The following is a 14534-nucleotide window of genomic DNA, read 5'->3' on the forward strand; positions in this document are numbered from 1 at the left end:
CAACATGACCACATTACAAGGAATAATAAGCCTGGGAATGCTCAGCCTGGCGTTCGCCTGTTCATCGGAACAGAAGCCGGTTGAGGTACATAAAGAGCCGTTCGCCCTGACGGATACCATGCTCAGCCGAATCCAGACGGAGGAGGTAAAAACAACGCCGATTCGCAGCCAGCTGCAACTGATTGGGCGGGTTGTGCCCGACGAGAATCGCGTGATTCGGGTGTTTCCGCTGGTGAGCGGCAACGTTCGCGATGTACGGGCCGAACTGGGCGATTACGTCCAAAAAGGGCAAACCCTGGCCGTCATCCAGTCGGGGGAGGTAATCAGCTACAATAGCGAGTTGGTGCAGGCGCAGGCCGAACTTCGCCTGGCCGAGAAGAACTTACAGGTGGCCAAAGACATGTACGCCGATAAACTGAACTCGGAGCGCGACGTGCTGGCGGCCCGTAAGGAGGTGGAGCGCGAACAGGCTGAATTGAATCGGCTCAAGGAAGTGCTTCAGATATACGGAGCCGATTCAAACTCGCAGTCAGTGGTGAAAGCGCCTATTTCTGGTTACGTACTGGAAAAAAACATCAACCGGGGCACGCAACTGCGCTCCGACGATGCGGCTTCGGTATTTACTATTTCGCAACTGAACGTAATCTGGGTCCTGGCCAACGTCAACGAATCCGACATTGGTCGTATGAAAGAAGGGCTGCCCGCGCAGATTCAAACCCTGAGTTATCCCGGTCAGGTATTTACCGGAGCGGTGGATAAAGTTTACAATGTGCTGGACCAGACGACCAAAACCATGCAGGTGCGAATTCGACTGTCGAACGAGAAAATGCTGCTCAAACCGGGGATGAATGCCAGCGTTACGTTGTCCTTCCAGGAAGGCGGAGAGCTGCCATCCGTTCCGGCCAAAGCCTTGATTTTTGATAAGAGCAAGCAGTTTGTTATGGTCTTTCATGACCGGAAACACATTGATACCCGCGAGGTACAGGTGCTTAAGTCGCATGGCGACGTTGCCTATATCCAGAGTGGGTTACGCCCCGGTGAGCGCGTCATTACGCAGTCGCAATTATTGATCTATGACGCCCTGAACGACTAATGAACAAGCTCATCAAATCCATTCTCAGTTTCTCGCTGAAGAACCGATTCTTCGTGTTCTTTATGGTAGGAACCCTGACGATTGCGGGCGTATACAGCTATTTGAACACGCCCATCGAAGCCTTTCCGGACGTAACGAACACGCAGATTATTGTGGTTACGGAGTGGAACGGCCGATCCGCTGAAGAAGTCGAGCGGTTTGTGACGGTGCCGATCGAGGTGGCCATGAACTCGGTGCAGCGCAAGACCAACGTGCGGTCGATCACCATGTTTGGTTTGTCGGTGATGAAAATCATCTTCGAAGACGATGTCGACGATTTCTTTGCCCGGCAGCAGGTGAACAATCAGCTCCGAACCGTGTCATTGCCCGAGAGCGTAGAGCCTGACGTGCAGCCGCCTTACGGCCCAACGGGAGAGATTTTCCGCTATACGCTCAAATCCGATTCGCGCGATACGCGGGAGCTACTGACGCTGCAAAACTGGGTGATCGACCGGCAGTTGCGGGCCGTACCGGGCGTAGCGGACATTGTTGCCTTTGGAGGTCGGGAAAAAACCTATGAGGTAAGCGTAAACCCCATGCAGTTGCAGAAATACGGCATTACGCCTTCAGAGGTGTATAACGCTGTAACGCAGAACAACCTGAACGTGGGGGGCGATGTCATCGAAAAAAACGGCCAGGCCTACGTAGTGCGGGGCATCGGCTTGCTGACCAACATTGCCGACATCGAAAACATTATTGTCGATGAGCAGGGCGGTTTGCCGGTGCTGATCAAGGATGTAGCGCAGGTCATCGAGTCGAATCAGCCGCGCGTGGGGCAGGTTGGGCTAGACGACAACGACGACGTGGTGGAAGGTATCATTGTGCAGCGGAAAGGCGAAAACCCCAGCGAGGTCTTGGCCCGCGTGAAAGCAAAAATCGCCGAGCTGAACGAGAAAGTGCTGCCGTCGGATGTGAAGATGGTCACCTTCTACGACCGCGACAACCTGATGGCCTACTGTACTGAAACGGTGCTGCACAACCTGGCAGAAGGAATCGTATTCGTAACGGTCATCGTCTTCTTGTTTATGGCCGACTGGCGTACTACGCTCATTGTCAGTATCATCATTCCACTGGCGTTACTATTTGCGTTTTTTTGTATGCGCCTACGCGGCATGTCGGCCAATCTGCTCTCCATGGGCGCGGTGGACTTCGGCATCATCATCGACGGAGCCGTGGTCATGGTCGAAGGGATATTTGTGACCTTAGATCATCAGGCGCACCGGCTTGGCATGGCTCGTTTCAACCGGCTGGCTAAGCTCAAGCTCATTCGCCAGACCGGCACTGAGTTGGGAAAGGCCGTTTTCTTTTCCAAGCTGATTATCATTACGGCGCTGCTGCCTATTTTCTCGTTCGAGAAAGTAGAAGGCAAAATGTTTAGCCCGCTGGCCTGGACATTAGGATTCGCCTTACTGGGTGCGTTGATTTTTACGCTGACGCTCGTGCCGGTGTTGTGCTCAATTCTACTCAACAAGAACGTACGTGAGAAGCATAACCCGGTAGTCAATTTCTTCAACCGGATTGTTACGCGCGGCTTCAACTGGACCTACGCTCACCGTAAGCTAAGCATGGTGCTTGCCCTGGCGTTTATGGGGCTGACGTTCGCATCCGCTACGTTGCTGGGCACCGAGTTCCTGCCACAGTTGAACGAAGGAGCACTGTGGGTCGAAGCCAAGCTGCCGATGAGTAGTTCGCTGGGCGAAACCACAAAAATGGTCAGAACGCTACGTAGTAAACTGATGACGTTCCCGGAAGTCAACGGCGTTCTATCGCAAACAGGCCGCTCGAACGACGGTACCGATCCGTCGGGTTTTTATTACGTACAGATGCAGGTGAATCTGAAGCCTAAAAAGGAATGGGAGCGCAAGATCACGACCGATGAGTTGATCGAAGAAATGGATGCGAAGCTGAAGCAGTTCCAGGGCATCAACTATAACTATTCGCAGCCCATCATCGACAACGTAGCGGAGGCCGTGGCGGGAATGAACGCCAGTAACGCGGTCAAGATTTTCGGGAATGATCTGGAGGAACTCGACAAATACGCCGACAAGGTCATTGAAGCGATTCGGGACGTACCGGGCGTGAAAGACGTGGGTATCCTGCGAAACGTCGGTCAGCCGGAATTAAGCATCTATGTCGACAAGCAGAAGATGGCATTTTATGGCGTGCGGGTTGGCGATGCCGAAGCGGTAATCGAGATGGCGATTGGTGGCAAAACGGCCAGTCAGTTATACGAAGGCGAACGACGGTTTGATATTCGGGTGCGCTATCAACCCGATTTCCGCAAGGATGAACGAGATATCGGACGGCTAATGGTACCAACCATCCGGGGCAACAAAATACCCCTCAAAGAGATCGCCGAAATCCGTACGTTCACCGGCCCGGCCTTCGTGTATCGCGACAAGAACAAGCGGTTCATTGGGGTTAAGTTTTCGGTGCGGGAGCGCGACCTGGGCAGTACCATCGCCGAAGCCCAGCGTAAAGTACAGGAAACGGTTAAATTCGAACGGGGATACGATGTGGAATGGACCGGCGAGTTCGAAAACCAGGTGCGGGCAACGAAACGATTGGGTCAGGTCGTGCCAATAAGTCTGCTGGCGATCTTCGTCATCTTATTTGTCTTGTTTGGCAAGGTGAAAGATGCCGGACTGGTCCTGCTCAACGTACCGTTCGCCTTGATTGGCGGCATCCTCGCCCTGCACGCGACCGGCACAATATTCGGTATCTCGGCGGGGGTGGGTTTTATTGCCCTATTCGGTATCTGCGTGCAGAATGGGGTTATTCTGATCTCGGTTTTCAATCAGAATTTGCAAAGTGGTCTGAGTTTAGATGACGCGATAGCCCAGGGGGTTCAGTCCCGCATTCGACCGGTAATCATGACGGCCCTGATGGCGGCAATTGGTCTGCTGCCCGCAGCGGTATCGACAGGGATCGGTTCCGAAACGCAGAAACCGCTGGCCATCGTCGTCATTGGCGGGCTGATTACGGCCACTGTATTGACGCTGTTGATTTTCCCGATCATCTACCGGTTCTTCAACCGGAATCGGCAGGTGAGTACCCGTCGGGGTGGCCTACAGCCGAAACTGGAAGCAGTTTAATCGTAGCAGTTTAACTAGCAATCAAGCACGTAGCTTAATGCCGGTTATAGATACGTATTGCGCTTGGTTACCCCTCCCAGCCTTCCCTAAAAGGGGAGGAGCTGAAACTAGCCGGTTAAAACTCCTCTTTAGGGGAGGCTGGGAGGGGTACAACATAAGTAATTCAATGCAGCCCCTGGTCTAGTCGATACGATGAACCAGGGGCTGTTCTGTTTGAACTTACCGTGATGAAGCCTGCCGGTTTTGCTTACGGCGCGTTAAACTGGGCAACACTACCAGCAGAGCGAGCGCCCCGCAAACGATCGGGACAAGTCCCCGACTATAGTCAAGCGGGTAATCGACCGACATCAGCTCATCGGCCGACTCATCGGAATAGACCTGTAACGCATTGGTTGGCTTCAGCAATTCGTAATCAGCCTCGCTGATGGGAATGATCCGTTGGCGCTGCTGATATTGCACGGTAGCTTGGTAGCTGTACCAGTTGATTCTGGACCGGCTCCGGCGGGTGGTTGAAACGCGATCTGTATCTACAACCTGAACCGTCGTTTCCCGGCCATTCGCTTTAATATGCTGGTATAATAAGTAGTAGGTCCAGAACGAATACGCCATGAAGCCGCTCAGCGCCAGCAGTTCCAGCCCAAGCAGGAGCCGGGCCATCTGCTGGAGAACGGGAATCTGAACAAATTTTAACAGCAGGCCTGAAACAAAGAAAAAGGTGATGGAGGTGAGTAGCAGACACAAGAACAGCACCTGCCGTTCGTGGCTTAACTTGATGGCCGTCCAGTTAATGAGCCGGGATTTCGGAATTCCTGCCGGGGAGTGAATCTCGGAAACCGGCTGCCGGAAGCCATCATGCTGCGGGTGGTAGAGGAGTTGAACGCGGTCGCCCTCACGGACGTAGCTCGTATCATTGACGTAGCGGGCTGTGTAGTCTTTGCCCTGATACGTAAAGGTGATGTACGCGCTGTTGTTCAGCATATCCCGCCAGGACCGTTGCTCGTGGTCGACCTGATTAATGACTACCGAACGGAGCTGTCCTTCCTGGGCGAACTGGCTTTGCAGTTCCACCTCTTGGTAGAATACCCAGCTCACCCAGGTGGCCGCGCATAGCCCCGCCGAAATAAGCACGGATATGACGAGAACATAGAAATTACCCAGGGCGGCCAGGAGTTTCTGCAGCATCGCGCAGTCAGCTAAAGACGGACATACCTTAAAGGTAATTCACGCCGACAGACAGTTGACGGAGCAGTTCGTAAACGGTTAACCGAAGCCTAAATGCCTTGCTGCATTTGTCAGTAGGATTTGTGAATAGAGACTTACGGGAGAAGCCCGGCGAGGTTTATTGTGAATAAAATACTGGTTATGAGGGAATCAGATTAGGTTCCAGCCTGTGCGGTACGGACGGGAAAGCAAGGCGTTGGCGTCGGAATTGTGCCTAAATTTCTCTTTCCGGGCGTTCCATTCGAGGGGTTGCCCGAGCCGGTACGAAATCAGGCCGAGGTGCATCGGTAACGTCAGCTGGCGGGCGTAAGCCAGATTCGATTCGGGTTGTTTGCGTGATTTTACGGCGTTGACAAAGTTTTGCTGGTGGCCGGGGGAACGCTCCAGCGTTATCGGGATTTCCGGGATGTCGGTCATGGTAACGCCGTTGATGGTGATCTCCCGCGTATTGTAGTCGCAGAGCAGCGTGCCTTTATCCCCTTCGAAATAGGCACCGATATGCCGCTTTTCGGCTCCCGGTACGTTCGGCGGGGTGCTGGTCCAGTGGAGTTTCAGGTTCTCAAACTCATAATCGACATCAATCCATTTGGGCGCATCGGCAATGCCTTCCGGAGCCTGCCCCCGGGCATTGATGTGTTTCAATCCCGTCGGATTGATGGACCACCACACAATGTCGGCAATATGACACCAGAAATCCTGAAAGACCCCGCCCGAATAGTCGAGGAAATAGCGATAGTTAACGTGGCAGCGCTCTGGAGTATACAGTGACGCGGGCGCTGGTCCCTGCCACATCTCCCAGTTCAGCGTAGCCGGGGGCGTTTGGTAGCTGGCCGGACCCAATACCGGTGGGAAGCCTGTTTTCCAAAGGCGGACAGTGTGGACCTTACCAATGGCACCCGACAGAATGATCTCGACGACCCGGTGGTAATTGTCGCCCGCGTGAATCTGCGTACCCAACTGAAAGATGCGGTCATAGCGGTTAAGCGCTTTCAGCATCTGCTGCCCTTCCCGAACGCTGTACGAAAGGGGCTTTTCGCCGTATACATCTTTCCCGGCCTGAAACGCCATAATCGCAATTTGGGCGTGCCAGTGGTCGGGCGTAGCGCAGGTGATGGCGTCGATATCCTGGCGGTCCAGCAGGTACCGGAAATCGCTGTACGTTTTGGCGGCTGTGTTCGGCTGGATCTTTTGCAGCGTAGCCAGGGCCTTGTTCAGGTGCGTTTCATCGACATCGCAAAGCCCTACTACCTCTACTTCGGGCAGGTTCGCGAACCAATTCAGGTGGTTGGTCCCCATACCATTCAACCCAATATGGGCCACGCGCAGTCGATCGCTGGGCGCTACCCTACGGGTCATACTGGGAAAGAAGGCGAAGCTAAGCGCAGCCGCGCTGCTTTGCTTGAGAAAGTCACGGCGGTTGGAAGAGGTCATAGGCGTAAGGGCCAGGCAGTTTGGCGATTAAAGGGAAGAGTGCGTTCGCTTTCTTACCAATAGCCGGACGACCAATAATCTACTCATTTCAAACCGGTGGATGCAGGCTGACGAACGGGCAATATGATCTGGAACGTAGCGCCCTGGTCTGGCTTTCCCTCGGCGCTCAGGTAACCGTGGTGATTCTCAACAATCCGGCGGCAGATCGTCAGACCAATGCCGGTACCTTCGTACTGGTCGCGTCGGTGCAGCCGCTGGAACATCCCGAAAATCTTGTCGACGTACTGCATATCAAAGCCAATGCCGTTATCACGGACGAAAAGGGCTGCGTACGCCTGATCGTCGAGCCTGAATTCCTGACGCATCCGTTCGGTAACGGGGGTTGACTCTATCGTGATAACCGGCTGGCGATTGCTGACGAACTTCAGGGCGTTGCTGATCAGGTTCTGAAATAACTGATGCATCTGCCCTTCCACGGCGTCGATTGTCGGCAGGGGGGCAACCGTAATCAGCGCTTTCTTCTCCAGAATAGTAATCTCCAGATCATCCTGAATCTGGGCAATCACGGCATTCAGGTCCACTGGCTCATACTGGGCGTCGAGCTTCGAGAGCTTGGACAGTCGCAGGACATCGTCGACCAGCGTCTGCATCCGGACGGCGGCCCGCACAATTCGGGAGAAATGCGCTTCTTCGTCGCTGGTAAGTTTGTTGCCCAATGAACTGGTAAGGAGGTTGCTGAATGCCTGAATTTTACGGAGCGGCTCCTTCAGGTCATGGCTGGCTACCGAGGCAAACTGCATCAGATCGAAATTCGAGCGTTCGAGATCGGCGTTGAGCTTGTACAGTTCGCGCGTGCGTTCGGCCACCCGCCGTTCCAGCTCCTCGTTGGCCAGTTTCCGCTCGTGAATATCAATACAGCCTCCAATGAAGCCCATAAACTGACCATCGGGCGCAAAGCGGGGGCGTCCATGATCTGAAATCCACCGGTACGTTCCATCGTTTCGGCGCAGTCGGTATTCCATGTAAAGCTCCTGACGGGCCTCGAAATGCGTGTTATAAATGGCCAGGCACTGGTCGAAGTCGTCGGGATGAATCCCTTCGGCCCAGCCGTTCCCCATTTCCTGCTCCAGTGTACGTCCGGTGAAGTCGAGCCAGCCTTTGTTGAAAAAGTAGCACAACTTGTCGGTACCCGACATCCAGATAAGCACCGGCGCTGTATCGGCAATGGCCCGGAACCGGCTTTCACTCTCCTGCAGGGCCATCTGAGCCTGCTTATGTTCGTCAATATCCGTGCAAGTGCCAAACCACTTGGTAATCAGGCCGCTTTCGTCGCGCACGGGCACGGCACGCCCTATAAACCAGCGATACGTACCAGGAACGTGCCGATCGGCAAACCGGTACTCGATCTGATACAGTTCACCCGTGCGTACCGAGTGCGACCAGCGGTCAATGGCTGGGGTTACGTCGTCGGGATGCAGGATGGGAATCCAGGATTGCCCGCCTTCCGTCCGTTCAAATCCGGTGTACTCATACCAAGGTTGGTTGAAATAATCAACGGCCCCGTCGGGTTGCGCCGTCCAGAGAATCTGCGGAACCAGATCAGCCAGTTGCTGAAACTGCTGACGACTCGCTTCAATCTGCTGACGGGCCAGTACGGAATCAGTCTCATCCTGAGCTACGAGGATAATGCCGGTTATGGCACCGGTTTGGTCGGTTAAGGCTTCAAACGAGTAATTAAAATAACTCTCCGTCTGGCGTTCGCTTTGCTTCCGGTCAATCGCCTGCTCACGAATGCAAAAGGGCTCACCGGTTTTATAGATATGCGCTAACTTGTCTGCGAACTCCTCCGACGCCAGTTCTGGAAACACTGTCAGGAACGGCACTCCCATCAGATTACTGTCCTGCAACTTGCCGGCCAGTTGCAGGTACTGGTCGTTGGCGAGCGTGAATACGTAGTCAGGTCCTTCCAGAATGGCAATCGCCACGGGAGCCTGTTTGAAGAGATGCCGTAATGTTTGCTGATTTTCCTGATGCGCCTGGGCTAGCTTCAATTGCGACTCGACCCGAACCAGCAACTCGTTTGCCGAAAAGGGCTTAGTCAGGTAATCATTGGCACCAGCCGCGTAACCGCTTAAGGCCGATTCTTCGTCGGCCCGGGCCGACGCGAGCATGATCGGAATATGAGCGGTTTGTGGCGCTGCTCGTAAAGCTTTGAGTAACCCGGCCCCATCAAGTCGAGGCATCATAATATCCGAAACAACCAGATCGGGCGGGGCAAGCTGAATGGCGTTTAAGGCTTCCTGACCGTCGGCGACCACATCGACTACGTAATGTGGGCTGAGCAGGCGGTGGATATACGCCCGCATATCGGCATTATCATCTGCCAGCAAGATACGATGGCGGGCTACGGCAGACCGGGTTGATTCCGCAGGCTGAGTTTCGGCTGGACCGGCAGGCGCTGGACGTACCAGCAGGTCGGCATCCGCCAGATACAGGTTTGCATCGGGCGTAGTTAAATCAGCCGTAGGGGCGACCTGTGCCTGATGAACGGGCACCTGAACCGTGAAGGCGCTGCCTTTCCCTAATTCGCTATTGACCTGGATGCTGCCGCCGTGTAGCAGAACGAGTTCCTGAACCAGCGCGAGTCCAATACCCGTTCCTTCGATGGAGCGGCCCGGCGAGCCTTCAACCCGATGGAATCGTTCGAACAAACGGGGTAGGTCAGCCTCCGGAATGCCCACGCCGGTATCCTGTACGGTAAACGTTACGTCATCGCCAGTCTGGGCCAGCCGAACCGTGATGGTTCCGGTAAACGTAAACTTGAACGCATTGGAGAGCAGATTGAGCACGATCTTTTCCCACATCGTTCGGTCAATGGCCACCAGACTCGTGAACGAACCGGTTTCTACGACCAGTTCCATACCCGCCTTTTCGATTACCGAGCGGAAGCTACTGGCTAAATCTTTAGTAAGCGTTGGCAAGTCGGTGAGCGTAAACGTCGGCTGTAAGCGTCCGCTTTCTAACCGGCTGAAATCAAGCAACGTATTGACCAGTCGCAGCAGTCGTTCGGCATTTCGGTGAGCCGCCTGAGCATGGGAACGCTGAGTCTGATTCAGGGAGCCGTCGCTGCCCCGGAGGAGTTCATCGAGCGGGCCCAGCATTAGTGTGAGTGGCGTCCGAAATTCGTGGCTTACGTTGTTGAAGAACAAGGTTTTCGCCCGGTTTAGCTCGGCTAGCTGGTCGAGACGCTGCCGTTCTTCTTCGGCTGTAATTGCATTCTGAATAGCCGTCGCCACCTGGTTAGCGGCCAACTCGTAGAACGTACGGTAGTCGGCATCGAGTCGACGCGTCGGATTTAGCCCGGCGATCAGTACGCCAATGGGCTGCTCCTGACCCGACGCTACCAGGGGAAGAATCACGGCCTGGGTAACGAGTTGATCGGCGGGGCCAGTCGGTAATCCAGCGCTGTTGGTCCAGCTACCTTCGGTTAGCTTCGCCTGTCGAATGGCCTGTGCTACCGGCAAACCGAGCGGGCCGGAACTTGAGCCGTCTGTCGAAATCTGCCAGGGGCTCAGGCGAGCATCCCCCGCAGCCAGTCCGATGGCTTCTTCCAGTTTTAGGTGGGTTCCGCCCGCATCCGTCAGGTACAGTAAGGCAAAAGGAATATCATCGCTGTTTTGACGTAGCGTGCGGGCCACCGACGCGCAGGCCGATCGAGTCGTTTTTTCGACCAGGGCGTTTACGGCCAGAGCCGATAAGGTGGCTAACCGGCGTGTATTCAGATTTTGCGCCGTTGTTTCGGTATTGGGGCAGAACAGACCGGCCACCTGCCCGGTTTCGTCGCGGATCGGGCTGTATGAAAAGGAATAAAACGTTTCTTCCAGGTAGTCGCCCCGGCTCATAAACAGCCGAACGTCATCGACGAACGACGCTTCGCCCAGCTGAAAAACTTTATCGGCGAGCGGACCGCAGATGTGCCAGATTTCCTCCCAGACCACAGCCGCGGGTTTGCCGAGCGCTCCGGGGTGCTTGGCCAGGCTTAGTACCGGAATATAGGCATCGTTGTACAGAAACGTAACCGCTGGTCCCCAGCCGATCCACATCGGCTGCCGGGCGTTCAGCATCAGGTTTGTAGCAGTCTTCAAGCTTTGCGGCCATTGCTCAATAGGACCTAAGGGTGTTTGCGACCAGTCGAACGTGCGGATTAAGGTAGCCATTTCACCTCCTCCGGCTAAGAAATCGGTTGTGGTCGTAAACGGTTGCGGCATAATTAAATCAAGGGAAATAGGGTACTAACTTTTTGGTAAAAGTACCATGTATTTTTTGTTTGCAAACAGGATGGTCATTGCCTGGGCCATACGTACTAGTTTACGGGACCAATGTTACCTGATTACTGATTATACGGCACTGGTTACCTGATTCTAGATAAGTCATAATTAAATCTGACCACAGATAGATAGCTGGCCTAGAGCGCTGGTATATCGGCTAAACATAAGAAATTGTACTTAATACGTATCAGGCATATGTTTGTTCTAGGCTATTCCGAATAGAGACGTAACGGCGTCGGCCGACCGTCCTTTGCGTTTTACTGGCGCAGTACTGCCAAATGCAAATTAACGTTACGACGCTGATCAATGAATAATCCCTAAACCTGTTGAGGCTTAGGGATTATACTACAAGCGGTTCAGGATGTAGAGAAAGTGACAAGGAACGACAAAAACACGTTTAATATCAAGCTCTATACCACTTCGTTAACTCTAATGGTTAGAAGTTGATGGCGCACAGTTTTACTGACGCCCGTCAGCACTTTATTCACCTTAGTCTTACACAACCGGTAGTTTCCAGCCATTGTGGTAATGAGCCGATAACAGCGCATTAGCCTGGGCATCGTTCTTAAAGCCTTTGGCCGCAGCATCCCAGTACACCTTGCGCCCGGTCTTGTACGCGATATTACCCATATGCGCGTTAATGGCGGCAATACTACCCGTTTCGATACCGCATTTAAGCATGCCCGGATTGTTGGCCTTAATCGCCTGCACAAAGTTTTTCGTGTGTTCGTTCAGGTAGTCGCCGTTACGTGTCTGGTCGGGCAAATCGTCTACTTTGTAAACTTTGATGTTGTTCTTTGTCTGCGTCTCAGGGAGCAGTGACCAGCCATCCCGGTTCAGCACCAACGTAGCATTGTTGCCGATAAAGGCGATCCCTTCGGTACGGCCATAGTTACCACCATCGATGCCGGTAGCATGTTCCCAAAGCATGTTGAAGCCGTCGTACTCATACACCGCCTGCAACGTATCGGGTGTTTCGGACGCATCATCGGGATAGGCCAGTTTACCACCCGAGGCCATTACGGATTTAGGGGCTTTGGCGTTCATGGCGTAGAGCGCGATGTCGATTTCGTGAACACCCCAATCGGTCATTAACCCACCGGCATAATCCCAGAACCAGCGGAAGTTGAAATGAAATCGGTTTGGATTGAACGGGCGCTTGGGCGCTGGACCGAGCCACATATCATAATCAACACCAGCCGGGGGGGCACTATCGGGACGTACCGGAACCGGATTCATCCAGCCCTGATACGCCCAGACTTTTACCAGGCGAATGTTGCCCAGCTTACCCGACCGAATGTATTCGATGGCTTTCTCGTAATGCGATCCGCTACGTTGCCACTGACCGACCTGCACAATCTTGTTGTATTTTTTGGCGGCTGCCAGCATCAGGTTACACTCCTCGATGCTGTTTGCTAATGGCTTCTCGACATAGACATGCTTACCCGCCGACACTGCGTCGATCATGGCCATGCAGTGCCAGTGATCGGGTGTACCGATGATGACTGCATCAATCTCTTTGTTCTCCAGCAGTTTCCGGTAGTCTTTGAAGAGCTGAGGGCGGTTCTTCTGCATCGCCTGAACATCGGCGGCTCGCTTGTCCAGCACACTCTGGTCGACATCTGCCAGCGCTACGCATTCAACATCACTCATGAGCAGATGCGAGCGAAGGTCCGACCAGCCCATGCCATTACAGCCAATCAACCCGAGTCGGAGCTTATCGCTGGGAGCCACCTTTTTTCGTTGACTAGCAATGGCTTCCAGGCTGGGAAGGCTAATGAGTCCGGCTCCGGTAACGGTCAGTGCCGAATTCCGCAAAAAATGTCTGCGCGAAGTTTTCATCGGTTATCAGGGGTCTATAGAATTGTCTATACGTACAAAGCAGACCAGCCCCTGTAACTAACCAATGCATTGAAAAGTAAGACTGTGCATATTGAAAGTGTAGGCTTCAATAGCGATGAGCTATATTGTTACGCAACGAAAAAGCCCCAAATCGTAAGATTTGAGGCTTTTTGCTCCCGAAGCTGGGCTCGAACCAGCGACCCTCTGATTAACAGTCAGATGCTCTAACCGACTGAGCTATTCGGGAATCATGGTGCAAAAGTAGCACCCCAGACCTAATTGCGCAAGCGTATGACCAAAAAAATGTGCGCAAAAAATGCGTTGCGCGACTAACGGCCTGAGTAACCGCCCGTTGACCCACCAAAGGCATCGGGCCGGTTGTTCGGTACGTTGTGCAGAATCAACTCCTTCACCCGCCGGGCGTCGCCTTTCGTGAAATTTTTGAGCACAATCTCCGGCCGAGCCCGCGGAATGATACGTATTGTGGAGAAGAATAAACCATTGTCGATTTCAACGCCCGAGATGTCGGAGTAGAACACAAAGTTATCTGTGCCGCCGATCAGCTTCTTCTCGCGAAAGGTCACGCCTTTGTCGTTGAATTCGATTACGTCCTGCCGGATGGGATCTTTGAAACTGCTGGAAGAAAAACGCTCGTTTGCCATAGTAGGTGTTTGTGAGGAGTTAGAAGATAGGAGGGAGAGCGAGGCCGCCCGTGCGATGAGCATAACTGACGCACACTAACAAGACGGAATCGTCTCGCTTCTCACTACTGTCTTCTGACTATTTCTTAGGTATATAAATCACTTTCTTGGTTTCGAAAAACGGTTCGTTAAAATAATCGGAGAGATCGTAGATTCGGTACCGGTCGGGTACTTCGGCCAGTTCCTCCGCCAGATCACCGCCTTTGAGATACAGAACACCGTTGCGTAGGTCGTTGTTGCCGTTTTTGTGGATCTTGTAGCGGACCCAGCCCAAAAAGGGGTTCAGCCGCGTTACGGCCCGGCTAATGACAAAGTCATACGTCGTATTCAATTGCTCAACGCGGGCCTGTTCGGCCTTTACGTTGGTCAGACCCAGGGCATCGGCTACTTCCTGCACAACCTTTATTTTTTTGCCGATGCTATCGACCAGGTGAAAATCGGCCAGCGGAAACAGAATCGCCAACGGAATGCCTGGAAAGCCGCCCCCCGTGCCGACATCCAGAATTTCGGTGCCCGGTTTGAACTGCACCACTTTCGCAATTCCCAGCGAATGTAATATGTGTTTCTCATACAGCGAATCGATGTCCTGCCGGGAGATTACGTTGATCTTGGCGTTCCAGTCGCGGTAGAGCCCGTCCAGCGCAGCGAAACGTTCTTTCTGCTCATTGCTCAGATCAGGAAAATAGGTAGTAATGAGGTCGATGTTCATAGATTTTGTTCAGCGTCAACAATACTATGCGCCAGTTTTTATAGAGCAGCTCAGGTCGTAACGGGTAGGCTGCAT

The 14534-nt window shown here is 53.6% G+C and carries 8 protein-coding genes and 1 tRNA gene; 2 read left to right on the forward strand and 7 right to left on the reverse strand.

Features of this window, described 5'->3' with window-relative positions; all coding sequences use genetic code 11:
* Positions 1 to 4 precede the first annotated feature (4 nt).
* Both ACYVIY_RS16300 and ACYVIY_RS16305 read left to right on the forward strand, forming a co-directional pair.
* Positions 5 to 1093 (forward strand): efflux RND transporter periplasmic adaptor subunit, encoded by a 1089-nt coding sequence (locus ACYVIY_RS16300; RefSeq protein WP_460977437.1) that lies wholly within the window; start codon positions 5 to 7, stop codon positions 1091 to 1093.
* Complete coding sequence (locus ACYVIY_RS16305; RefSeq protein WP_460977438.1) at positions 1093 to 4227, forward strand: efflux RND transporter permease subunit; 3135 nt, start codon at positions 1093 to 1095, stop codon at positions 4225 to 4227. The genes ACYVIY_RS16300 and ACYVIY_RS16305 overlap by 1 nt, the downstream gene beginning before the upstream one ends.
* Positions 4228 to 4446: 219 nt before the next feature.
* Here ACYVIY_RS16305 and ACYVIY_RS16310 read toward each other — a convergent pair whose 3' ends face one another.
* The 7 genes from ACYVIY_RS16310 to rsmG form a co-directional block, all read right to left on the reverse strand.
* Positions 4447 to 5409 carry a hypothetical protein gene (locus tag ACYVIY_RS16310; RefSeq protein WP_460977439.1) on the reverse strand — a complete coding sequence of 321 codons (963 nt, stop codon included), beginning with the start codon at positions 5407 to 5409 and terminating at the stop codon, positions 4447 to 4449.
* A 189-nt stretch (positions 5410 to 5598) separates the two neighbouring features.
* A complete protein-coding gene (locus ACYVIY_RS16315) occupies positions 5599 to 6879 on the reverse strand; it encodes a Gfo/Idh/MocA family protein (protein WP_460977440.1) in 1281 nt (426 codons plus the stop codon).
* A gap of 83 nt (positions 6880 to 6962) precedes the next feature.
* Complete coding sequence (locus ACYVIY_RS16320; protein WP_460977441.1) at positions 6963 to 11147, reverse strand: ATP-binding protein; 4185 nt, start codon at positions 11145 to 11147, stop codon at positions 6963 to 6965.
* Positions 11148 to 11702: 555 nt separating this feature from the next.
* Entirely contained in the window at positions 11703 to 13049 is a 1347-nt protein-coding gene (locus ACYVIY_RS16325) for a Gfo/Idh/MocA family protein (RefSeq protein WP_460977442.1), read from the reverse strand.
* Between the two features lie 173 nt (positions 13050 to 13222).
* A tRNA-Asn gene (locus tag ACYVIY_RS16330) sits at positions 13223 to 13296 on the reverse strand.
* A gap of 82 nt (positions 13297 to 13378) precedes the next feature.
* Positions 13379 to 13711 (reverse strand): hypothetical protein, encoded by a 333-nt coding sequence (locus tag ACYVIY_RS16335; protein ID WP_460977443.1) that lies wholly within the window; start codon positions 13709 to 13711, stop codon positions 13379 to 13381.
* Between the two features lie 118 nt (positions 13712 to 13829).
* Positions 13830 to 14459 carry a 16S rRNA (guanine(527)-N(7))-methyltransferase RsmG gene (rsmG, locus tag ACYVIY_RS16340; RefSeq protein WP_460977444.1) on the reverse strand — a complete coding sequence of 210 codons (630 nt, stop codon included), beginning with the start codon at positions 14457 to 14459 and terminating at the stop codon, positions 13830 to 13832.
* Positions 14460 to 14534: the final 75 nt, after the last annotated feature.

It is taken from the genome of Spirosoma knui, assembly GCF_054780635.1.

Coding starts and splice junctions, on each gene's coding strand:
- ACYVIY_RS16300 (WP_460977437.1), top strand. CDS start 5: ATGACCACATTACAAGGAATAATAAGCCTGGGAATGCTCAGCCTGGCG.
- ACYVIY_RS16305 (WP_460977438.1), top strand. CDS start 1,093: ATGAACAAGCTCATCAAATCCATTCTCAGTTTCTCGCTGAAGAACCGA.
- ACYVIY_RS16310 (WP_460977439.1), bottom strand. CDS start 5,409: ATGCTGCAGAAACTCCTGGCCGCCCTGGGTAATTTCTATGTTCTCGTC.
- ACYVIY_RS16315 (WP_460977440.1), bottom strand. CDS start 6,879: ATGACCTCTTCCAACCGCCGTGACTTTCTCAAGCAAAGCAGCGCGGCT.
- ACYVIY_RS16320 (WP_460977441.1), bottom strand. CDS start 11,147: ATGCCGCAACCGTTTACGACCACAACCGATTTCTTAGCCGGAGGAGGT.
- ACYVIY_RS16325 (WP_460977442.1), bottom strand. CDS start 13,049: ATGAAAACTTCGCGCAGACATTTTTTGCGGAATTCGGCACTGACCGTT.
- ACYVIY_RS16335 (WP_460977443.1), bottom strand. CDS start 13,711: ATGGCAAACGAGCGTTTTTCTTCCAGCAGTTTCAAAGATCCCATCCGG.
- rsmG (WP_460977444.1), bottom strand. CDS start 14,459: ATGAACATCGACCTCATTACTACCTATTTTCCTGATCTGAGCAATGAG.